Raw genomic sequence first — 20,945 nt, 5'->3', positions numbered from 1 at the left:
TCCTAAGCGGTTTGAAACGATCGACGAGGCACACGCCTTCTGCCGCCGGTTCTTTACTTGGTACAACGAAGAGCATCATCACGCCGGTATCGGGTTAATGACCCCCGATCAGATCCACTTCGGACAGGCCAAGGCTATCTATGCTGCACGCCAGGAAACCCTCGATACTGCATTCCTCAACACGCCCGAGCGCTTCGTCCGCAAACCACCCAAACCGCCTCACATCCCAACGGCTGTCTGGATCAACCCACCAAAGCAAACGGAGTAAAACCAAGCTTAAAGTTCAATCGCCACTGTCTCAAAGTCGTTGACACGTTCCGTTCAGCCGACGAAGGCCTTCTCGATCACGAACTCGCCCGGCTCCGAATTGGCGCCTTCGCGCAGGCCTGCCGCTTCCATCAGGGCGGCGATGTCCTTGTTGAACTCCAGACTGCCGCAGACCATCGCACGGTCGACGGCCGGGTCCAGCGGCGGCACGCCCAGATCGGCAAAGAGCCTGCCGTTCTCGATCAGTGTCGTCACGCGGCCCATGGTCGGGCTCTGTTCGCGCGTCGTCGTGGGATAATAGCGGATCTTGGCGAGGTTCTCTTCGCCCAGCAGTTCCACCATCATCTCGTCGGATTTCAGCTCCGCGATCAGATCGGCGCCATAGGTCAACTCTGCCACGTCGCGGCAGGTGTGGGTGATGATGACCTCGTCGAACTTCTCGTAGGTTTCCGGCTCGCGCAGCAGGCTGGCGAAAGGCGCGAACCCGGTGCCCGTGGCAAAGAAATAGATGCGCTTGCCCGGCAGCAGCGCGTCATGCACCAGCGTGCCCACGGGCTTGGGCTTGAGGATGATCTCATCGCCGACCTTGATGTGCTGCAACCGACTGGTCAGGGGGCCGTCCTCGACCTTGATCGAATAAAATTCCAGCTCTTCGTCCCACGATGGCGACGCGATGGAATAGGCGCGCAGCAGCGGCTTCTGCTTGCCTGTCTCCGGGTGCGGATCGCCCATCAGGCCGATCATCACGAATTCGCCCGACCGGAACCGCAGGCTGGCGGGGCGCGTGACGCGGAACGAAAACAGCCGGTCGGTGTAGTGCGTCACCGCCGTGACGGTCTGGGCGTCGGGCAGGGCCGGCACGGCGCGTGCCGTGGTTTCGTCGGTCATGGTCGATTGATCTGTCATCGGGGTTTCGCGGCGGATGTCGCCACGCCTTTCTGTCGTCAAGGTCTGTGAAGGGGTGTCAGCCGCGCATCCGCGCCTGATAGTCATGGGCGCGCCAGTCGGCACGGGCCAGCCACTGGTCCTGCGGTTGGCGGGCGGCGAGATCGTCGGAGATCTCGACCTCGTCGAAACCGCTGCGTCGCGCCATCGCATACTGATCCGCGATCACATGCCCATGGGCACGCAGGCGACCCTTGTAGCCCGCACGCCGCAGCATCGCGGCCAGCGTGAACCCGCGTCCGTCCGAAAAGCTGGGGAATGCGATGCGGATCAGGCCCGCCTGCATCACCGCCTGCACCGCCTGCGGGTCCGCGTCGGACGGCACGTCGACGGCGCCCGGCACCGCGTCGGTCACGTCCGCCAGCGCGGTAAAGGGGCCGTCGAAGTCGTCGGCGGCAAAGCCCGTATCGGTCACGATCACGCTCATGTCGTCCTCTCGGCGCGGTGCGCCATCATCGGGGTGTCCATCGTCAACCCGCCTTTGCGTTGCGGGCAGGGGCGGGGATGCGGACCATCTTGCCGTTCACGAAATGGATGCCGCATTCGGTCTTGTCCTGATTGCGCCAGCGTCCCGCGCGCGGGTCTTCGCCGGGTGCCACGCGGGTGGTGCAGGGCGCGCAGCCGATCGACGGATACCCCTGTGCGACCAGCGGATGGCGCGGCAGGCGGTTCTCGTTCATGTAGTCCTGCACGTCGTTGCGGTCCCAGTGCGCCAGCGGATTGACCTTCAGGTGCGTGCCGTCCGTCTCGAAGAACGGCAGCGCCGCGCGGGCTGCCCCCTGATACTGCTTGCGCCCGGTGATCCAGCCGTCAAAACCCGCCAGCGCGCGTTGCAGCGGCACCGTCTTGCGCAGGGCACAGCAGGAGTCGGTGTCCCACTGGTTCAATGTGCCGTCCGGGTCGATGCGGCTCACCTCGGCCGGGTCCGGGTGGATCACGCGCATGTCGGTCAGGTGCAGCCGTTCGGCCACCTCCATCTGATAGGTCAGCGTTTCCGCGAACAGCATCTGCGTGTCGAGGAACAGCACGGGCGTGCTGCGGTCGATCACTGCCACCAGATGCAGCAGTGCCACCGATTCCGCGCCAAAGGAGCTGACCAGCGCAAGCTGGCCCACGTCCGGGTCCTTGAGCGCGCGTTCCAGCACATCATGGGCTGAATGATGCTTGTAGGCCTCGTTCAGGGCGTCCGCCTGTGACTGGAGGCTGGCCCGCAATTCCTCAGGCTGCATCGCGCGACCCATCCTTGTCCGGGTAGAGGGCGGCCTTGAACGGCTCCATGCCGAGCCGCTTGTAGGCCATCAGGAACGTCTCGTGCTCGTCGGCGCGCAGGTCGAGGTAGCCGAGAACCAGCCGTTCGATGGCGGGAATGATCTCGTCCGCGCTGAACCCCGGTCCCGCGCGTTCGCCGATGGCCGCATCCTGCGTGCCATCGCCGCCAAGCGTGACCTGATAGTTCTCGACACCCGCGCGGTCCAGCCCGAGGATGCCGATATGGCCCACGTGGTGGTGCCCGCAGGCGTTGATGCAGCCCGAGATCTTGATCTTCAGCGGGCCCACGTCGTGCTCCAGCTTCAGCTCGTCGAAGCGCAAGGCGATCTGCTGTGCGATCGGAATGGACCGCGCCGTCGCCAGCGCGCAATAATCCATGCCGGGGCATGCGATGATGTCGGAAATCAGACCGATGTTCGCGGTCGCAAGGTCCACGGCCTTCAGCGCCGCATGGACGGCTGTCAGATCGGACACGTGGACATGCGGCAGGATCACGTTCTGTTCGTGGCTGATCCGCAACTCGTCATGACCATAGGTTTCGGCAAGCTCGGCCAATACGCGCATCTGATCGGCGGACGCATCGCCGGGCGTCGCGCCCTGCTTTTTCAACGACACGCTGACGACGGCATAGCCATCCGCCTTGTGCGCCGTCAGGTTGGTGTCGCACCATGCGCGGAATACCGGATCGGCGGCGCGTGCGGCGTCATAGCCCGCCGTGTCGGCTGTCTTGAACGCTGGCGGCGCGAAGGCCGCCTTGATGTCGGCCAGCAACGCCTGATCGACGCCGGTGAACAGGGGCTTCACCTGCGCGAAACGCTCTTCGACCCGCGCGCGGATATCGTCGATGCCATGCTCGTGCACGGTGATCTTGATGCGCGCCTTGTACTTGTTGTCGCGGCGGCCCAGCAGGTTCCACACGCTGACGATCGCCTCGCAATAGGGCAGCAGGTCGGCCACGGGGACAAAGGGGCTGACCTCCTTGCCGATCATCGGGGTGCGGCCCAGACCGCCACCGACCAGCACGCGGAAACCGACGGCCCCGTCGCGGTGCAGCACCTGCAACCCGATGTCATGGGCGGCGATCACCGCGCGGTCGGCCTCGGCCCCGGTCACGGCGATCTTGAACTTGCGCGGCAGGAACTGGAACTCCGGATGGTCGGTGGACCACTGGCGCAGCAGCTCGGCGTAGGGGCGGGGATCCTCGACCTCGTCCGCCGCCGCACCGGCGAAATGGTCCGCCGTCACGTTGCGGATCGTGTTGCCGCTGGTCTGGATCGCATGCATCTCGACGTCCGCGAGGGCATCGAGGATGTCTGGCACGTCCGGCAGCTTTGGCCAGTTGTACTGGATGTTCTGCCGTGTGGTGAAGTGGCCATAGCCCTTGTCCCAGCGTTCAGCGATCATCGCCAACTGCCGCATCTGGTGACTGTTCAGCGTGCCGTAAGGGATCGCCACGCGCAGCATGTAGGCGTGCAGTTGCAGATAGAGGCCGTTCATCAGCCGCAGGGGGCGGAACTCCTCCTCGGTCAGGCTGCCGTCCACGCGGCGTTCGACCTGCGCGCGGAACTGCGCCACGCGTTCCCGCACGAAGGCCGCATCGAATTCGCTGTAGCTGTACATGGATCAGGCTTCCGTCTGCTTGCCGTGGAAATAGTTGGAGGGGCCCCGCGCGCGGAAATCCTCGCGGAAATGCACCGGCACCGGGCCGTGGTCGGTGGCCGCCGCATCGGCGAGGTAGGGACCGGCCACCTCGGATTGCCGCTTGGCCGCGTCGGCCAGCCGCCGCTCCGCCGCCTTGGCGTCCATCAGCAATTCGGCCTCGGCCATGTCGGGCGACCAGCGGTCGTCGGCGGTCAGCCAGACGGCGTCGCCCTCCAGCAGGGCATTGGCCGTCACGACCTTGGGAACGTAGGCTTTGGGCATCAGGCGAACTCCTCGCGCGTCAGATCGGCGGTTACCGCCAAGGCCGCACGGGGGGCAAGGCCCAGCAGCATCAGCGCGGGACCGTCCATCCCGGCTTCGGTCAATGTCGGTTCCAGATCGGCCAGCACCGTGGGCAGCACCCGCTGATCCGGGCGGGATGCGTTTTCCACCACCGTCACCGGCGTCGCAGGGTCGGCCCCATGCATCAGCAAACGACCCTGCAGGAACCGCGCCGCGCGCTTGCCCATGTAGATCGCGGCGACTTCACCGGGGCGGGCCAGCGCCTTCCAGTCGTGATCGGCGAAACCGGCGGTATCGTGGCCGGTCATGAACCGCACCGACGCATTGCGCCCGCGCCGCGTCAGGCTCTGGCCCAGCGTCGCCACGGCGGCACTGGCGGCGGTGATGCCCGGCACGATGGACCACGCGATGCCCGCCGCGTCCAGCGCTGCGAGTTCCTCGTCGAGCCGCCCGAAGACCGTGGGATCGCCGGACTTCAGCCGCACAACGTGCGCGCCTTGGGATGCATGTTCCACCATCAGCGCCTGGATCTGCTCTTGCGGCATGCCGGGACCAAAGCCCTCCTTGCCTGCGTCGATCATCACCGCTTCACGTCGTGCCAGTTCGAGGATCGGGCGGCTGACCAGACGGTCGTAGATCACGACATCGGCCACATCGAGCGCCTTGCGTGCCTTCAGCGTCAGCAGGTCGGGATCGCCGGGACCGGCACCGACGAGGTCGACGCGGCCCTGCTTGGGTGCGGCGTGCAGGGTGGCGTCCAGCAACCGCTGCAGCGCCGGGCGCACCGCATCGGCCCCACCGGCGGCAACGGCCTGCGGGCCGACCCGCTCATAGAACGCGGTCCAGAAATCGCGCCGCTTCACACCCATCGGCAACACGTCGGCTGCGGTGCGGAACGTCTTGCCGATGCGGGCCAGCAGGCCGAGGTCGGCAGGCAGTCGCTCTTCCAGATCGCGCTTGATCCGGCGGGCCAGCACGGGGGCCGCGCCTTCGGTGCCGATCGCCACGACGACGGGATCGCGGTCCACGATGGCGGGGGTGATGAACTGGCTGTCGGCCAGATTGTCCACGATGTTCACGCGCGCGCCGTCGCGGTGCGCAAGGGCTGCCACGCGGGCGTCCTCGGCGTCATCCTCGTTGGCGGCATAGAACAGCACGGCGCACATCGCATCGCCCGGCTCCATCGCGCGGGGCAGCAGGGTCAGGCGACGCGCCTGCGCCCATGCGGCGATCTGCGGGTCCGCATCGGCGGCGATCACGGTGACATGGGCAGTGGTCTTCAGGATCAGGCGCAGTTTCGCCAAGGCCGCTTCACCACCGCCTGACAGGACGATGCGACGGCCCGCGACGGCCATGAAGACGGGGAAGTGATCCATCGTACCAACTCCTTTGCAGACCTTGCATATAGAACATTGTTCTGGTTTTTGCCTAGCCGACGCCATAGATAAGCACAGGCGTTCCAGTGCAGCGCCAAATCGGCACGAATGTCCCACAACCGCAGGATCAGCCGGAATGAATGTCCGCATCGACGCCACCGACCGCAAGATCCTCGCTGCCCTGCAGCGCGACGCGGACCGGTCGCTCGACGACATAGCCGCAGAAGTCGGATCATCCAAGACCCCCGTGTGGAACCGCATCCGCAAACTTCGCGCCGCCGGCGTCATCGGGCGCACCACGGTCATGCTGGATGCGCAGGCGTTGGGATTCGACGCCTGCTTCTTTGTCCTGATCCGCACGTCGGAACACGACGCGGACTGGCAGCGCCGCTTCCTGACCGCGCTGCACGCCCGACCAGAGGTGCAGGAGGCGCACCGCCTTGCGGGCGACATCGACTACATCCTCAAGGTGCGCGTCGCCAATGCACGGGCCTACGACATCTTCTATCAGGCCCTGATCTCGGAGGTGAAGGTCCACACCGTGACCGCCCTGCTGTCGATGGAAGAGATCAAGTCGACCATCGCCCTGCCACTCTGACGCAGCACACCGCACCCGATTTCATCGGACACCCAAACTCCTCCGGCGGCGGCGCACCCTCGCACCGCCGCCCGACCGGTGCATCATCCTGCCAAGGATGCGCCCCTGCGCGGCAGGCGTCTTTGCCTATCGCGCCACCATCAGCCGCTCCAGCCCGTGGAAATGATACACGTCCGCATAGACCGGCTGCGCCGTCAGCCGCAGGTCGGGGCAGCGTTCCCACAACACCTCGAGCGCGATCTGCAACTCCATCCGCGCCAGTGGTGCGCCGACGCAGAAATGCGCGCCACCGCCGAAGGCCACATGCGCGGGCCCGGTCCGGTCGGGATCGAAGACCTCCGGCGCGGTCCAGACGGCAGGGTCGCGGTTGGCCGCACCCAGAAGGCAGGCGATGCGGTCGCCGCGGTAAAAATCGTGGCCCGCGACGGTGCAGTCCTGATGCACCCAGCGGGTGAACATGTGCAGCGGGGGATCGAGGCGCATGACCTCCTCCACCGCCGCGGGGTCGGACCGGCGCACCCCTGCCGTCAGCATCGCGGCCACGCCGTTGCCCAGCGTGTGCACCGTAGCCTCGTGACCCGCGTTCAGCAGCAGGATGCAGGTCGAGATCAACTCCTCCTCGGACAGCGGCGTATCCAGCAGGGTCGTCATCAGATCGGTCCCCGGATGGGCGCGCTTGTGCGCCAGATGCTCCCGCAGGAAGGCTGTGAACTCTGCCGTCGCGGCCTCTGCCTCGGCCATGATCGTGGGGGTCAGGCGGGCCTGATACATCGCCACCATGGCGTTGGACCAGCGCAGCAGATCGTCCGCCGCAGCCGCAGGCACACCCAGCAGGCGGGCGATGGTGATGACCGGGGTGGGGCGGGCATAGGCATCCAGCAGGTCGAAATCGCCGGTGGGAAACCGGTCGATCAGGTCGTGGCACAGCGCACGGATGCCGTCGCCCAGCCCCGCGATGGCGCGACTGGTGAAGGCGCGCAGCACGGCACCGCGCAGCCGGGCATGATCCGGACCATCCAGTTCCAGCATGGAATGCGCTTCGACCCCGTCGAACAGGGCGCGGGCGGGGTCTGCGGGCGGGGCCAGTTCAGGGGGCACCTCGCGGCCCATGCGGCGGTCGCGCAGCACGGCGCTGACGGTCGCATGGTCGGTGGCGCAGGCCATGGCATAGTCGGTCCACCAGACCAGCGGGCCTGATGAGCGCATCCGGTCATAGGTCGGGTAGGGGTTCTGCACAAAGGCGGGATCGGTCGGCGATTGGGTGATGTGTTCCATCGTGCGACTTGTCGGATCGATTTTGTTCCCTTACAAGAGGGGATGTGACGTTACGTCGCAGGTTCTGGTGCAGCGGCGATGATAGTTTGTGCATACGACCGGATACCGAATGAACGGGACGCCTGCCTCTACGGCGCATTCGGAGCGGGGGATGAAATCACACGGGGGCAATTTGCATGGCACGCCAGCAGCGGGACGACGAGCACATCGACCACGCGGCCTGGTTTCAGGCACAGACGCAGTTCAGTCGCCTGACCACCGCACTGCCGGAGGCTGCCGTGGGCAATGTCGCCATGGAAGTGGTCCGGCGCCTCGCGTTCCGGATGCCGCGCTTCGGCGAAGGCGAAGACGGCCCCGACGCGGCGGAGATCGACCGTTTCTGCACGGCCCTGACCGCCCCGGATGAAGATGCGGCCGACCGCATCGTGCGCAACCTGCGGCGCAGCGGCAATTCGGCCAACACGATCTACCTGTCCTACATCTCGGCCGCCGCGCGCGTGCTGGGCACCCGCTGGGAAGAGGACGAGATGTCCTTCGTCGAGGTGACGCTGGCGTCCAACCGGTTGTTCCGCATCATCCGCGGTCTGCGCCATGTGCTGGATCAGGCAGAAAGCACACTTGCCGGCGATGGCTCCCGCGTGCTGCTGGCGCTGCTGCCCGGCGACAGCCACACCCTTGGGATCGAGATGGCCGCCAACATCTTTCGGCGCGGTGGCTGGCACGTGGACCTGTCCATGGGCGAGGGACACGACGATATCCTGCACCGCGCCGAGACGGCCCGTTTTGGCGCGGTGGTGCTGGTGGCCAACGTCTGCGCCGACGTGGGCGCGCTGACGCGGCTGGTCGTGGGCCTGCGGATCGTGGCGCCGGTGGTTCCGGTCGTTCTGGCGGGGAAGGTGCTGGACACGCAGGACGCGGCCGAGTTGTGCGGCGTCGATGCGGTGCTAGACGATCTGGATCAAGCGGCGGAAAAGCTGCGGACCATCGCCGACGTCGCCGTGCGGATCAATCTGGCGCACAGCACCGGACGCGGCTGACGCGGCTGACGCGGCTGACGCGGCTGACGCGGCTGACGCGGCTAATGATGGGGGGGGGACACCCCCCCCCCGGCACGCCGTCAGGCGCGTTCCAGTGCCGCCACGATAGGCGCAAAATCCACAGCCTGAAGGCTGGCACCGCCCACCAGCGCGCCATCCACATCGGCGACCGCAAAGATCTCGGCTGCATTCTCGGCCTTGACGGACCCGCCATAGAGGATGCGGACCCCGTCCGCGTCGCGCATCATGTCGTGCAGGGTGACGCGCAGGCGGCCATGGACCTCGGCGATCTGCGCCACGGTCGGCACGCGGCCCGTGCCGATGGCCCAGACCGGCTCATAGGCGATGACCGTGTTCGCCGCCGTCGCCCCGTCAGGCAGCGACCCCCGCAGTTGCACCGTGACCACCTCCAGTGCCGTGCCCGCGTCGCGCTGGTCCAGCGTCTCGCCCAGGCAGATCACGGCGATCAGGCCCGCCGCGTGGGCTGCCTGCGCCTTGGCCGCCACATCCGCATCGCTCTCTGCGTGGTCGGCCCGCCGTTCGGAATGGCCGAGGATCACGTGCGACGCGCCTGCATCCTTCAGCATCGCCGCCGAAATGTCGCCGGTATGCGCGCCGCTGTCCTGCGCGTGGCAATCCTGACCGCCGATCTGCAGGGCATGACTGCCCCGCGCCCACGCCATCTGCGCGATCAGCGTGGCGGGCGGGCACAGCAGAATGTCCACGGCGGGATCGGGGTGCGCATCCGTCAGCGCCTTGACCTGATCGAGGGTGGCCGTGGTGCCGTTCATCTTCCAGTTGCCGGCAGCGAGTTTGCGACGCATCGGAATCCTCCTTGGGTTGGTCCTGTCGTAACAAGGCCGGACGCGGATCGGAAGGCGGATCGTGGTATTGCCGTGCTGCTGCGGCAGACGGGTTGAGGCGGCGTGGCGCCTTCACTAGGGTCTGGCCAAAGGCGCCGCCGGATGATCCGCGCAGGCCGGTCTGTCAGCGGGAGTGTGCGATGCGGTGGGGAATTCTGGGGGCTGCGAACTTTGCCATGACGCAGATGGGGCCGGCGATCCATGCGGCCAAGGGGGCGGAACTGGTGGCGCTTGCCACGTCCGATCCCGCCAAGGCCACGGGATTCTCGGATTTCGCGCCGGGCCTGCGGGTGCATGACAGCTACGACGCGCTGCTGGCCGACCCAGATGTCGATGCGGTCTATGTGCCGCTGCCCAACCACCTGCACGTGGAGTGGAGCGTGAAGGCGCTGCAGGCGGGCAAGCACGTGCTGTGCGAAAAGCCGATCGCGCTGCACGCGGACGAGATCGACCGCGTGATCGCGGCGCGCGATGCCAGCGGATTGCTGGCGGCCGAGGCGTTCATGATCGTGCACCATCCGCAATTCGCGCGGGCGCGCGATCTGCTGCAGGGCGGCACCATCGGGCAGTTGCGCCATGTGGAGGTGGTGTTCACCTACAACAACCCCGACCGCGCGAACATCCGCAACCGGCCCGAGACGGGCGGCGGCGGGTTGCCCGACATCGGGGTCTATGCCTTTGGCGCGGCCCGTTTCGTGACCGGGGCAGAGCCGGTGGCGATCACCCATGCGCGCATCGACTACGAGAACGGCGTCGACGTGTTCGCGCAGGTGGCGGCGGATTTCGGCGATTTCACCTATGGCGCGGTCGTGTCCACGCGGATGCAGTCGGCACAGGCGGTCCGGTTCCATGGCGACACCGGCATCATCACGCTGACCTGTCCGTTCAACGCGGGCTGGGCCGATCAGGCGGAACTGGTGCTGGATCTGGGCGACAACACGCGCACGGTCGAACGGTGGCCCGCGGTCAATCACTACGTGTTGCAGGTCGAAGCCTTCGGTCGCGCGGCGGCAGGGGGGGAGGCCTATGGCTGCCTACTGGAGTTCAGCCGTGGCACGCAGACGATGATGGACATGGTGTTCGCCAAGGGCGGGCGCGGCTAGAGGTCCAGCCGCAGGATGTGCTGCGGACCCGCATCGCCGCCAAGGTAATGCTCGCCCGTGTCGACGAACCCGCCTTTCAGATACACGGCGCGGGCGGCGGGGTTGCGCAGGTTGACGGTCAGCCACACGGTGCGGGTGCCCGGATAGTGCGCCGCGATCAGCGCGGGCAGGGCGCGGGTGGCGGCGGTGCCGACCCCCGTGCCCTGATGGGCGAGGCCCACGATGAAGCTGCGCAATCCGATACCGTGGGCGGCAAAGGGGTGATGGGCGGCAAAGGCCGTGTCAAGGCGCAGCATGCCCACGACCACGCCACCCCGCAGCATGGCGTAAGGGGTTGCCCCCGCCTCTGGTGCGTCCAGCACATCGGCGGGATGGTCGGAGAATTGCACCTGACCGGGGGCCACGCGCAGCGTGCGCAAGGCAGCGATCAGGGCAGGGTCGAGCGGCGCAAGCGTGACCTCCCCGCCACCTGTGGCCGGAATCACGCCTCCATCGCCTCCAGCTCGTTGATCATGCCTGCGATCATGCCCAGCCCCTTGTCCCAGAACGCGGGGTCGGCGGCGTCCAGACCGAAGGGCGCCAGCAGCTCGCTGTGATGCCTGGATCCGCCCGCGCGCAGCATGGCGAAATATTTCGCCTGAAAGTCGGGATCGCCTTCCGCATAGACCGCGTAGAGGGCGTTCACCAACCCGTCGCCGAAGGCATAGGCATAGACGTAGAAGGGCGAGTGGACGAAGTGGGGGATATAGCTCCAGAACGTCTCGTAGCCGTCGTGGAAGTCGAACACCGGGCCGAGGCTTTCGGCCTGCACGCTCATCCACAAGGCGTTGATGTCCTCCGGCGTCAGCTCGCCCGCAGCACGGGCGGCGTGCAGCTTGCACTCGAAGTCGTAGAACGCGATCTGGCGCACGACCGTGTTGATCATATCCTCGACCTTGCCCGCCAGCAGGATCTTGCGTTCGGCGGGGGTTCGGGCCGCGTCCAGCAGCTTGCGGAAGGTCAGCATCTCGCCGAACACGCTGGCGGTTTCGGCCAGCGTCAGCGGGGTGGAGGACAGCAGTTCGCCCTGACCGGCCGCCAGCCGCTGGTGGACGCCGTGGCCCAATTCGTGCGCTAGCGTCATCACGTCGCGCGGTTTGCCGAGGTAGTTCAGCATCACGTAGGGATGCACGGTGGTGACGGTCGGGTGCGCGAAGGCGCCCGGTGCCTTGCCTGGCTTGCAGGCGGCGTCGATCCAGCCGTCGGTGAAGAACGGCTTCGCAAGCTCCGCCATTTCCGGCGAGAACCCGGCATAGGCGTCCATCACGATCTGCTCGGCCTCGGCCCATGGCACAAGGCGATCATCCTCGCGCGGCAGGGGGGCGTTGCGGTCCCAGGTCTGCATCCGGTCCAGCCCCAGCCACTTGGCCTTCAGCGCATAGTAGCGGTGCGACAGGCGGGGATAGGCCGCGACGACGGCGTTGCGCAGCGCCTCGACCACGGCAGGTTCCACATGGTTCGACAGGTGGCGACCGTATTGCGGTGTCGGCATCTTGCGCCAGCGGTCCTCGATCTCCTTCTCCTTGGCCAGCGTGTTGTGGACGCGGGCAAAGAGTTTCACGTTCTCCTTGAACACCGCTGACAGCGCGTCGCTGCCCGCCTTGCGGCGGTCGCGGTCGGCGTCGGTCAACAGGTTCAGCGTGGCTTCGAGGTTCAGCGCCTCGCCGTCCACGTCGAAGGTGAGGCTTGCCATCGTCTCGTCGAACAGGCGGTTCCAGGCGGCGGCACCCACGACGCTGGCATCGTGCAGGAACTGTTCCAGCTCGTCGGACAGCTGGTGCGGCTTCATCGCGCGCATCCGATCAAAAATCGGGGCGTAGCGGGCGAGGTCGGCATTGGAGGCCAGCAACCCCGCCAGATGGTCGTCGGGCAGGCGGTTGAACTCGAGGCTGTAGAACACCAGCGGCGTGGTATAGGTCGTCAGGCGGTCCTGACAGTCGGCCATGAACTTGCCGCGCTCCGCGTCCGTGGTGATCTGGTAATACCGCAGGCCCGCATAGGACATGATCCGCCCTGCTATGATGTCGATCGTCTCGTAGCGTTTCACCGCCTCCAGCAGACCGCCCGCGTCCAGCGTGTCGAGCTTGCCCTGATAATCGGCTGCGAAGCTGGCGCAGGCCGCCTCCAGCCAGTCCATGTCGCGTTTGATCTCGGCGCTGTCTGGTGCGGGGTAGAGGTCGGTCAGATCCCATTCCGGCAGCGGGCCAAGGTCGGGCGCGGCGCCCGTGTCGGTGTGGGCGTCGAACAGGCGGGCGTCGTGCGGGAAGGGGATCATCGGACAGGTTCCTGTGCAGGGGTTGGGTCAGACATAGGCGCTGGGGGGACGACCCTCAAGCGGTGCGGCACTTAGCCATGGGCGGCGAGCATGGCGCGCAGATCGTCCAGCGTGTTCGCCTCGGCCAAGGGCTTGTCGTGGCGCCAGCGCAGCATCCGGGGAAAGCGGAGGGCGACGCCGGATTTGTGCCGCGGGCTGGCCTGTATCCCTTCGAACGCCAGCTCGAACACGTGCTGCGGCGTGACCTGACGGACGGGTCCGAATTTCTGCAGCGTGTTCTTGCGCACCCATGCGGTGATCTGGCGGAACTCGGCGTCGGTCAGGCCGGAATAGGCCTTGGTGAACGGCACCAGCGCGTCGCCGTCCCAGACGGCAAAGGTGTAGTCGGTGAACAGGTTGGCCCGCCTTCCCGACCCCTGCTGCGCATAGATCATCACCGCGTCGATGGTCAGGGGATCGACCTTCCACTTCCACCAGTCGCCTTTCTTGCGCCCCGCAAGGTAGGGGCTGTCGAGACGCTTCAACATCAGCCCTTCCGCGTTGCGCTCGCGGCTGGTGGCGCGGGCGGCGGTCAGGCGGTCCCAGTCGCTGAAGGTGACGCCGGGCGACAGGCGCAGCGGGGCGGTATCTGGCGTGGCGGCGATGATCTGCGTCAGACGTGCGCGGCGGTCTGCAAAGGGCAGGGCGCGGATGTCGGTGCCCGCATCCTCCAGCAGGTCGTAGGCCATCAGGATCACGGGGGCGTCGGTTAGAAGCTTCTTCGGCACGGTCTTGCGCCCGATGCGGGCCTGCAGCGTGTTGAAGGACAGGGGGGTTTCATCGCGAAAGGCCAGCACCTCGCCGTCGATCACGGTGCCGTCGGGAAGGAAATCGCGCAGTTGCGCAAGTTCGGGAAAGCGGTCGGTCATCAGATCCTCGCCGCGCGACCACAGGTGGTGTTCGCCGCCGCGCAAGATGAACTGGCCCCGGATGCCGTCCCATTTCCACTCCGCCGACCAGTCCGTGGCGGGGCCGAGTGCTGCCAGATCCTCCAGCCCATAGGCGAGGTAGAACGGGTAGGGCCGCGACAGGTCGGCGCTGGGGTCCGTCGTCTCGATCAGGTCGGACCATGTCGTGGTGTCCGGCGTCCAGCCGCCCATCAGGCGGTGGGTCAGGTTCGCCTCGTCGCCACCGGTGGCCTGTGCCAATGCGCGGGTCATGAGTTTCGCGCTGACGCCGACGCGGAAGCTGCCGGTCAGCAGCTTGGTGAACAGATAACGCTCGGACCCTGGCAAGCTGTCCCAAGCGCGCAGGATGCCCGCCTTGCGCGCGGCGTCGTCAAGGGCCGAGAGGCGCCGGATTTCCATGATCCAGTGCGTCAGGGGCAGGTCGCTGGCGTGGGTCGCGGGTGGCAGCGTCAGGCTGATCGTCTCGGCCAGATCGCCGACGATGCCGTAGGATTCCTCGAACAGCCACAGTGGGATGCCCGCGCGTTCCGCGGCCCAGTCACGCAGGCGGGTGGCGGTGATCGTGCGTTTCGGGCGGCGTCCGGTAAACAGAGCGGCGGTCCACAGCTTGTCGTCGTCCGGCGCAGTGCGGAAATAGTCCGCGAGGGCCGCGACCTTGACCGTGGTCTTGGTCGATTCGTCGATCCGGGCGTAGAGGGCGGCGAAATCCTTCATCTCACACGCCCGCTTGCGGAGGTGTCGCGTCCCCGCTTTGCGGGGGTGCCGGGTCGCCCGCTGCGACGGTGTCGGAGCCAGCGGCGGGGGGGTCGGCAGGCGCGTCATCCGCGTCGTCGCCCGTCTCGCCGGTGTATTCGGTGCTGACGATATGGGCGTCATAGCCCTGTTCCGACAGCCAGCGCTGGAAGGCGCTCGTATAGCCGTGGGTTGCGAAGATCCTGGTCGCGCCCGTCTCCTTGATCGCGGCGTTCAGACCGTCCCAGTCCGCATGGTCGCTGACGACGAATCCCCGGTCTGCGGCTCTGCGGCGGCGCACGCCGCGCAGGGCCATCCAGCCGGACGCGAAGGCGGTGGAGGAGGGGCCGAACCGCCGCGCCCATGTGGTGCCGAGCGCCGACGGCGTGGCGATGACCAGCGCGCCGGGATGGTCGGCCCCCTTGGTGTCCGGCGTGACGCGGATCGTGTCGGGCAGCGCGATCCCCTGCGCCCGCAGCACCGCGTTGGTGTTCTCCACCGCGCCATGCGTCAGGATCGGGCCGATGGACGGGTCCACGCAGGTCAGCAGGCGCTGCGCCTTGCCCAGCGCATAGGCGCCGATGATCGACGTGCGCCCAGCGGCGGCATTGGCGGCCCACCAGCCGTTGATCTGTGCGGTCAGCACATCCTCGGCCAGCCATGTGAACACCGGCAGCCCAAAGGTGCATTCGGTGATGAAGGCATGGCAGCGCACCGGCTCGAACGGCTCCGACAGGCCGTCCGCCACGGTCTTGTAGTCGCCGGAGGCGACCCAGACGTCGCCTTTGACCTCGACCCGGATCTGGGCGGAGCCGGGGACGTGGCCGGCGGGATGGAAGCTGACGGTGGCATCACCGATGCGACGCTCCTCGCCGTAACGGATCGTCTGCAGGGTCACGTCGCCAAGGCGATGACGCATGACCGGGGCCGCAGCCTCGGTCGCGAGGTAGCGCTGCATTCCCCAACGCGAATGGTCCGCGTGGCCGTGGGTGATCAGCGCGCGGTCCACGGGCCGCCACGGGTCGATGTAGAAATCGCCAGCGGGGCAGTAGATGCCGCGGTCGGTGAAGGTGAGGACGTCAGCCATGCGAGGGAGTTAGGGCGCCGGGCGGGCGTTGCCAGTGCGCGGTGGCTGTGCGCGGTGCGCCTCGGGCGGGCGTATTTGGGGCAGGATGATGGCCGGGGCGACCGTGGCGTGCGGGGAGAGGGCAGGCGCGCGCCGCGCGGAAGTATTTGGAAAAAAGCGAGGGCAGGTGAGCCGGGCGCACCAGTCGGGCGGCGGTGCGTCGGCGGTGGGCGTCAGTGGTGCGCGTCGAACAGTCGTGTCGCCGTGTCGAAGAACCGGGTGCGGATGGCGGGGCGTTCCATCATCGTCTCGTGTTTGCCGTCGTCCACGATCTCGAGCGTGCCGTTGGGCCAGCGGGCCATGCGGTCGCGGATGCGTGCGGGATCGACGATCGCCTCCGCTGTGCCGAGAAAGGTGACGGCGGGCAGGCGGGGGCTGTCGAGCCGCGCCATGCGGCGCATGTCGCGCAGCGATTCGTTCAGCCACCGCAGGGACGGGCCGCCGAGGGCGAGGTCGGGATAGGTGCTCAGCTGGCCCCGCATGTAGTCGAACATGTCGGGGTCGGAGGTCAGCGTGTTGTCGGCCAGTGCCACGCGGGTCAGGTAGCTGTCCGGGTCCTGACCGGGTGACATGCGCTGATCGAACCCCATGCGGCGCGCGGCGCTGGACAGTCCCCAGGCAAAGGGGCGTTGCAGGGCGGACATGCGGATGCCCCACATCGGCGCGGAAAAGGCAGCGGCGCGCACGGGCAACCCCTCGAGCAGCGCACGCAGGCCGATGGCACCGCCCATGGAATGCGCGATCAGGTAGAAGGGTTTCGGCAGGCCGAGGTCGCGGGCGTGGGTCAGCATCGCCGCCACGTCCTTTTGGAAGTCGCCGAAGTCCGCGACATGGCCGATGGCGCGGTCGGGCGCGGTCCGGTCCGACAGACCCTGACCGCGCCAGTCCACGGTGATCGTGGCATAGCCGCGGGCGCGCAGGTCAGCGGCGGCGCAACCATATTTCTCGATGTATTCGGTACGGCCGGGGAACAGCAGGACGGTGCCCCGGTCGGCGCCGCTGACCCAGTGCCCGACCCGGATCCGGGCGTGGTCGGTGGTCTTGATCCAATGCGCCGCCCCTGCATCCGGGCCGTCTGCGACATCCGCATGCAGGGGGGCGTACCGCATCAGGCGAGGACGCTTGCCAGCTGCATCGCCTTGCCCATGTCGCCGTCGATGGTCAGCTTGCCGGACATGAAGGCGGCGGTGGGGTTCTCATCGCCGCTCAGGATGCCTTCGAACGTGTCACGGCTGGCGGTCATGGTGACGTCGGCCTCGTCGTCGCCGGCGCGGGCGCCGGACTGGTCGATCATGATGGCGCCTTCGCCTTCGATCACGAACTTGGCCGTGCCGTCGAAGCCTGCGTCCATCTTGGCGTTCAGGGAATCGACGGCCTGTGTGATGACATCGCTCATGCTGGTTATCCTTGTCGTGGTTGTGAGGGTGCGCCCACTGGTATCGGGCGCAGGTTACGCTACATTCACGGTATGACCATGCGGCGATCAGGCATCAATCCTTTCGTGACGGCAGTCGCACTGTTGTGGGCCACATGTGGTGCCGCGCAGGTGCCGATGCCGGATGGCGGCACCGCGCCGGGGTTCGAGGTGCCGCAGGGCGGCGCCCCTGATGCGCCGGTCACCGACGATGCACCCGCCACCCCCGCGCCCGGTGCCCCCGGCGCCGATGCGGCCGCACTGGATGCGCTGTTTGCGGAACTGGCCGACGCGGACCCGGAGGCGACCCCCGGCATCCAGAACCGGATCGCCGAGATGTGGTCGCGCAGCGGGTCTACCGCGATGGACCTGCTGCTGCGACGCGGTGCTGATGCGATGGCGGCGGGCGACACCCCGCTGGCGATCCAGCACTACAGCGCGCTGATCGACCATGCCCCCGAATTCGCCGAAGGTTACAACGGCCGGGCCACCGCGTTCTACTTGGCCGGTCAGATCGGCCCCTCACTGGCCGACATTCAGACGACGCTGGCCCTGAACCCGCGCCATTTCGGCGCGATGAGCGGACTGGCCGTGATCCTGGAAGAACTGGATCGCCCCGAAGACGCCCTCGAGGTCTATGACCGGATCCTCGGGATTGCCCCCCATGCGGAGGGTGTCGCTGATGCCGCCCGACGCCTGACTGTCACACTGGACGGCCTGGCCCTGTAAGCCCGCGCCGTCCCTGCGGGGACGCTATGCAACCCTCTCGCGTTACGGCCATTCTGGGGCCGACGAATACCGGCAAGACCCATCACGCGATCGAGCGGATGCTGGGCCATCGCACCGGCGTCATCGGGTTGCCGCTGCGGCTTCTGGCGCGAGAGGTCTATGACCGCATCGTCAAGGCGCGCGGGCCGGGGGTCGTGGCGCTGGTGACGGGCGAGGAGCGGATCGTGCCGCCGCGCACCGCCTATTGGGTCTGCACGGTCGAGGCGATGCCCGAAGGGCTGGGTTGCGATTTCCTTGCCGTGGACGAAATCCAGCTGTGCGGCGATCCGGAACGCGGGCACGTGTTCACGGACCGCCTGCTGCATGCCCGCGGCCTGCACGAGACGCTGTTCATGGGGGCCGACACCATGCGGCAGGCCATCGTGGCGATGATCCCCGGCGTCGTGATCCAGCGGCGGGAGCGGTTTTCGGAACTGACCTACGCTGGTTCGAAAAAGCTAAGCCGGATGCCCGCACGGGCCGCCATCGTCGGCTTTTCGGTTGAAAATTGCTATGCCATCGCAGAACTGATCCGCCGTCAGAAGGGCGGTGCGGCGGTCGTCATGGGCGCACTCAGCCCCCGGACGCGCAATGCGCAGGTCGAGCTCTATCAGAATGGCGACGTGGATTACCTCGTCGCCACAGATGCCATCGGGATGGGCCTGAACCTCGACATTACGCATGTGGCGTTTTCCGCCACGGCCAAGTTCGACGGCGCGCGGATGCGGGAATTGCGGCCAGACGAGCTGGCGCAGATCGCGGGGCGGGCGGGGCGGCATCTGGCGTCCGGAACCTTTGGCGTAACAGGAGAGGCGCAGGAGTTCGACGAGGGCGTGATCGGCCAGATCGTCAACCACCAGTTTCCGCCGCTGAAGCGACTGCAATGGCGCAACACCGATCTGCAGTTCGGATCGGTCAAGCGCCTGTTACAGACGCTGGAGGCGCGGACCGACAACGACTGGCTGACCCGCGTGCGCGAAAGCGACGATCTGGCTGCGCTGCGCGCCCTTGGTGCGGACGAGATCGTGGCGGCCCGCGCAAGCGACGGGCCATCGGTGCGGCTGTTGTGGGACGTCTGCCGCATTCCGGACTTTCGCGGCATCAGTCGGGGGGAACACGCGGGCCTGCTCATGCGTATATTCACCGACCTGCATCAGACGGGCCATGTGGATGAAAACTGGTTCGCGCTGCAGGTGGCGCGGATCGACCGGAACGACGGCGACATCGATACGCTGTCCAAACGGTTGGCGTTTATCCGCACATGGACCTACGTCGCCCAGCGCAAGGGGTGGCTGCGGGACGAAAGCCATTGGCGCGACCACACCCGCGCTGTAGAAGATCGCCTGTCGGATGCGTTGCATGGCGCGTTGACGCAAAGATTCGTGGACCGGCGCACCTCTGTGTTGCTGCGCCGGCTCAAACAAAAGGAGAGCCTCTTGGCTGACGTGAACGACAAGGGCGAAGTGACGGTCGAGGGCGAATTCATCGGCCGCCTCGAAGGCTTCCGCTTTCGCATGGACAAGGCGGGCAGCCCTGACGAGGCCAAGACATTGCGGCAAGCGAGCGCGCAGGCGCTGGCACCGCAGTTCCACCTGCGGGCGGACCGGTTCTACAACGCACCCGACACGGAAATGGACATCACCGAACAGGGTGGCCTGATGTGGGGCACCGCCGCGGTGGGCAAGCTGGTGGCGGGCGACGATCCCCTGAAGCCGCGCGTCGTGGCCTTCGTCGACGACGATGCGGGGGCCGACGTGGCCACCAAGGTGCAGCGCCGCCTGCAGCATTTCATCGACCGCAAGATCGCTACGGCGTTCGAACCGCTGCTGGCGCTCAAGAACGACGAAACGCTGACAGGTGCCGCGCGCGGCTTCGCCTACCGGATGGCCGAACAGTTCGGGATCATCTCGCGCAGCGACGTGGTGGAAGAGGTGAAGGCGCTGGACCAGGACGCGCGGGCGGCCCTGCGCAAGCACGGCATCCGGTTCGGCCAGTTCACGATCTTTCAGCCGCTGCTGCTGAAACCCGCGCCGACGCGCCTGCGGCTGGTGCTGTGGTCGCTGGCCAAGGGCCTGCAGGAGTTCCCCGAAAGCCCGCCGCCGGGACTGGTGACGGTGCCTGCGGACGCGACCGCCGCACAGGGCTATTACACGATGGCGGGTTACCGCGCCGCCGGTGCCCGTGCCATCCGCATCGACATGCTGGAACGGCTGGCCGACCTGCTCCGCGACCGTGACAGCAAGGCGGGATTCGAGGCCGTGCCAGAGATGCTGTCGATCACCGGCACCACGCTGGATCAGTTCGCCGATCTGATGGGCGGACTCGGCTATCATGCGGAAAAGGCGGAACGGCCCAAGTTCAAGGCCGCGAAATCCGCGCCAGCCGCGACCAACAAACCCGGTGACGCCCCCGGCGAGGGTGTCCCGGTCGAGCCCGAAGACAGGCCTGCCCCGGATGCGCCGGTGGAGGAACCTGCGCCGGACGCGCCCGCGCCGGATGCCCCCGCGCCCCCGCCCGCCGACGCGCCGGAGGTCCCCCCCGCCGATGCACCGCAACTGGCCGAGAGCGAAGAAGACGCGAAGCCCGTCGAGGTCGAGACCTTCTACACATTCACCTGGGGTCGTGCGGCCCGTCAGGGAAATCGTGGACCGCGCCGGGACGCCACACGCGGCGATGCATCCGTGACCGAGGGCGACGCGCCACGCAAGGAGGGTGGCCGTCGCGCCAAGCCCGAAGGTCGCAGCGGTGCCACAGACCGGTCGCGCTTCAAGCCACAGCCCAATGCCGACGGCACACCGCACGAAAAACCGCAGGCGCGCCCGCAGGGCAAACCCGGTGGCGCGCGCGGACCCAAGCCCGTGGACAAGCCGCAGACCTTCGACGCGAAACCGGCCAAGGTTGAAAAGAAGATCGACCCGGACAACCCGTTCGCCGCCGCCCTGCAAGGCTTCAAGGCCCGGTGAGCGG

The 20,945-nt window shown here is 67.2% G+C and carries 20 protein-coding genes; 6 read left to right on the top strand and 14 right to left on the bottom strand.

Annotated elements, in window-relative coordinates; all coding sequences use genetic code 11:
* Nucleotides 1-268, top strand: a 268-nt coding sequence (locus BMX16_RS12490) for an integrase core domain-containing protein (RefSeq protein WP_143058024.1), incomplete at its 5' end; no start/stop codon positions are given.
* A gap of 53 nt (nucleotides 269-321) precedes the next feature.
* On the opposite strand, the gene BMX16_RS12485 is transcribed toward BMX16_RS12490, so the two are convergent.
* The 6 genes from BMX16_RS12485 to cysG are packed head-to-tail and all read right to left on the bottom strand — an operon-like array spanning nucleotide 322 to nucleotide 5,801.
* Entirely contained in the window at nucleotides 322-1,173 is an 852-nt protein-coding gene (locus tag BMX16_RS12485; protein WP_089904060.1) for a ferredoxin--NADP reductase, read from the bottom strand.
* Between the two features lie 58 nt (nucleotides 1,174-1,231).
* Nucleotides 1,232-1,639, bottom strand: coding sequence for a DUF934 domain-containing protein (locus BMX16_RS12480; protein WP_089904057.1), 408 nt, complete (start codon nucleotides 1,637-1,639; stop codon nucleotides 1,232-1,234).
* Between the two features lie 43 nt (nucleotides 1,640-1,682).
* A complete protein-coding gene (locus BMX16_RS12475) occupies nucleotides 1,683-2,441 on the bottom strand; it encodes a phosphoadenylyl-sulfate reductase (RefSeq protein WP_089904077.1) in 759 nt (252 codons plus the stop codon).
* Nucleotides 2,431-4,101, bottom strand: a complete 1,671-nt coding sequence (locus BMX16_RS12470) for a nitrite/sulfite reductase (RefSeq protein WP_089904055.1) — start codon at nucleotides 4,099-4,101, stop codon at nucleotides 2,431-2,433. The genes BMX16_RS12475 and BMX16_RS12470 overlap by 11 nt, the downstream gene beginning before the upstream one ends.
* Nucleotides 4,102-4,104: 3 nt before the next feature.
* Entirely contained in the window at nucleotides 4,105-4,404 is a 300-nt protein-coding gene (locus tag BMX16_RS12465; RefSeq protein WP_089904053.1) for a DUF2849 domain-containing protein, read from the bottom strand.
* The gene (gene cysG, locus BMX16_RS12460; RefSeq protein WP_089904051.1) at nucleotides 4,404-5,801 is read right to left on the bottom strand and encodes a siroheme synthase CysG; all 1,398 of its coding nucleotides are present in this window, start codon (nucleotides 5,799-5,801) and stop codon (nucleotides 4,404-4,406) included. The genes BMX16_RS12465 and cysG overlap by 1 nt, the downstream gene beginning before the upstream one ends.
* 136 nt (nucleotides 5,802-5,937) lie before the next feature.
* Between cysG and BMX16_RS12455 the strand changes: the two genes are divergently transcribed.
* Complete coding sequence (locus BMX16_RS12455) at nucleotides 5,938-6,399, top strand: Lrp/AsnC family transcriptional regulator (RefSeq protein ID WP_089904049.1); 462 nt, start codon at nucleotides 5,938-5,940, stop codon at nucleotides 6,397-6,399.
* 126 nt (nucleotides 6,400-6,525) lie between these two features.
* Here the strand turns inward: BMX16_RS12455 and BMX16_RS12450 are convergent, their stop codons facing one another.
* Nucleotides 6,526-7,674 carry a cytochrome P450 gene (locus BMX16_RS12450; protein WP_089904045.1) on the bottom strand — a complete coding sequence of 383 codons (1,149 nt, stop codon included), beginning with the start codon at nucleotides 7,672-7,674 and terminating at the stop codon, nucleotides 6,526-6,528.
* Between the two features lie 176 nt (nucleotides 7,675-7,850).
* Between BMX16_RS12450 and BMX16_RS12445 the strand changes: the two genes are divergently transcribed.
* The gene (locus tag BMX16_RS12445; RefSeq protein ID WP_089904043.1) at nucleotides 7,851-8,711 is read left to right on the top strand and encodes a cobalamin B12-binding domain-containing protein; all 861 of its coding nucleotides are present in this window, start codon (nucleotides 7,851-7,853) and stop codon (nucleotides 8,709-8,711) included.
* An 80-nt stretch (nucleotides 8,712-8,791) separates the two neighbouring features.
* Here BMX16_RS12445 and tpiA read toward each other — a convergent pair whose 3' ends face one another.
* On the bottom strand, nucleotides 8,792-9,535 hold the full coding sequence (gene tpiA, locus BMX16_RS12440) for a triose-phosphate isomerase (RefSeq protein WP_089904040.1): 744 nt from the start codon (nucleotides 9,533-9,535) through the stop codon (nucleotides 8,792-8,794).
* A 179-nt stretch (nucleotides 9,536-9,714) separates the two neighbouring features.
* Here tpiA and BMX16_RS12435 point away from each other — a divergent pair, with 179 nt between their 5' ends.
* Entirely contained in the window at nucleotides 9,715-10,677 is a 963-nt protein-coding gene (locus BMX16_RS12435) for a Gfo/Idh/MocA family protein (RefSeq protein ID WP_089904037.1), read from the top strand.
* On the opposite strand, the gene BMX16_RS17640 is transcribed toward BMX16_RS12435, so the two are convergent.
* From BMX16_RS17640 to BMX16_RS12405, 6 genes are all read right to left on the bottom strand, one after another.
* The gene (locus BMX16_RS17640) at nucleotides 10,674-11,162 is read right to left on the bottom strand and encodes a GNAT family N-acetyltransferase (RefSeq protein WP_089904034.1); all 489 of its coding nucleotides are present in this window, start codon (nucleotides 11,160-11,162) and stop codon (nucleotides 10,674-10,676) included. The genes BMX16_RS12435 and BMX16_RS17640 overlap by 4 nt on opposite strands.
* Nucleotides 11,159-12,991, bottom strand: coding sequence for a M3 family oligoendopeptidase (locus tag BMX16_RS12425; RefSeq protein WP_089904031.1), 1,833 nt, complete (start codon nucleotides 12,989-12,991; stop codon nucleotides 11,159-11,161). Before BMX16_RS12425 ends, BMX16_RS17640 begins: the two co-directional genes overlap by 4 nt.
* 71 nt (nucleotides 12,992-13,062) lie before the next feature.
* Nucleotides 13,063-14,652: an ATP-dependent DNA ligase gene (locus BMX16_RS12420; RefSeq protein WP_089904027.1), complete on the bottom strand. Its 1,590-nt coding sequence runs from the start codon at nucleotides 14,650-14,652 to the stop codon at nucleotides 13,063-13,065.
* A 1-nt stretch (nucleotide 14,653) separates the two neighbouring features.
* A complete protein-coding gene (locus BMX16_RS12415) occupies nucleotides 14,654-15,757 on the bottom strand; it encodes a ligase-associated DNA damage response exonuclease (protein WP_089904024.1) in 1,104 nt (367 codons plus the stop codon).
* 212 nt (nucleotides 15,758-15,969) lie between these two features.
* Nucleotides 15,970-16,905 (bottom strand): alpha/beta fold hydrolase, encoded by a 936-nt coding sequence (locus BMX16_RS12410; RefSeq protein ID WP_089904021.1) that lies wholly within the window; start codon nucleotides 16,903-16,905, stop codon nucleotides 15,970-15,972.
* On the bottom strand, nucleotides 16,905-17,192 hold the full coding sequence (locus BMX16_RS12405; RefSeq protein ID WP_089904018.1) for an SCP2 sterol-binding domain-containing protein: 288 nt from the start codon (nucleotides 17,190-17,192) through the stop codon (nucleotides 16,905-16,907). Before BMX16_RS12405 ends, BMX16_RS12410 begins: the two co-directional genes overlap by 1 nt.
* A gap of 78 nt (nucleotides 17,193-17,270) precedes the next feature.
* Here BMX16_RS12405 and BMX16_RS12400 point away from each other — a divergent pair, with 78 nt between their 5' ends.
* On the top strand, nucleotides 17,271-17,939 hold the full coding sequence (locus BMX16_RS12400) for a tetratricopeptide repeat protein (RefSeq protein WP_245731522.1): 669 nt from the start codon (nucleotides 17,271-17,273) through the stop codon (nucleotides 17,937-17,939).
* A 26-nt stretch (nucleotides 17,940-17,965) separates the two neighbouring features.
* A complete protein-coding gene (locus BMX16_RS12395; protein ID WP_089904015.1) occupies nucleotides 17,966-20,941 on the top strand; it encodes a helicase-related protein in 2,976 nt (991 codons plus the stop codon).
* Nucleotides 20,942-20,945 lie beyond the last annotated feature (4 nt).

The organism is Loktanella fryxellensis (assembly GCF_900110065.1).
GTDB lineage: Bacteria > Pseudomonadota > Alphaproteobacteria > Rhodobacterales > Rhodobacteraceae > Loktanella > Loktanella fryxellensis.
Note: the sequence above shows the minus strand (reverse complement) of the source record. Positions and strands in the feature narration are given on the sequence as shown.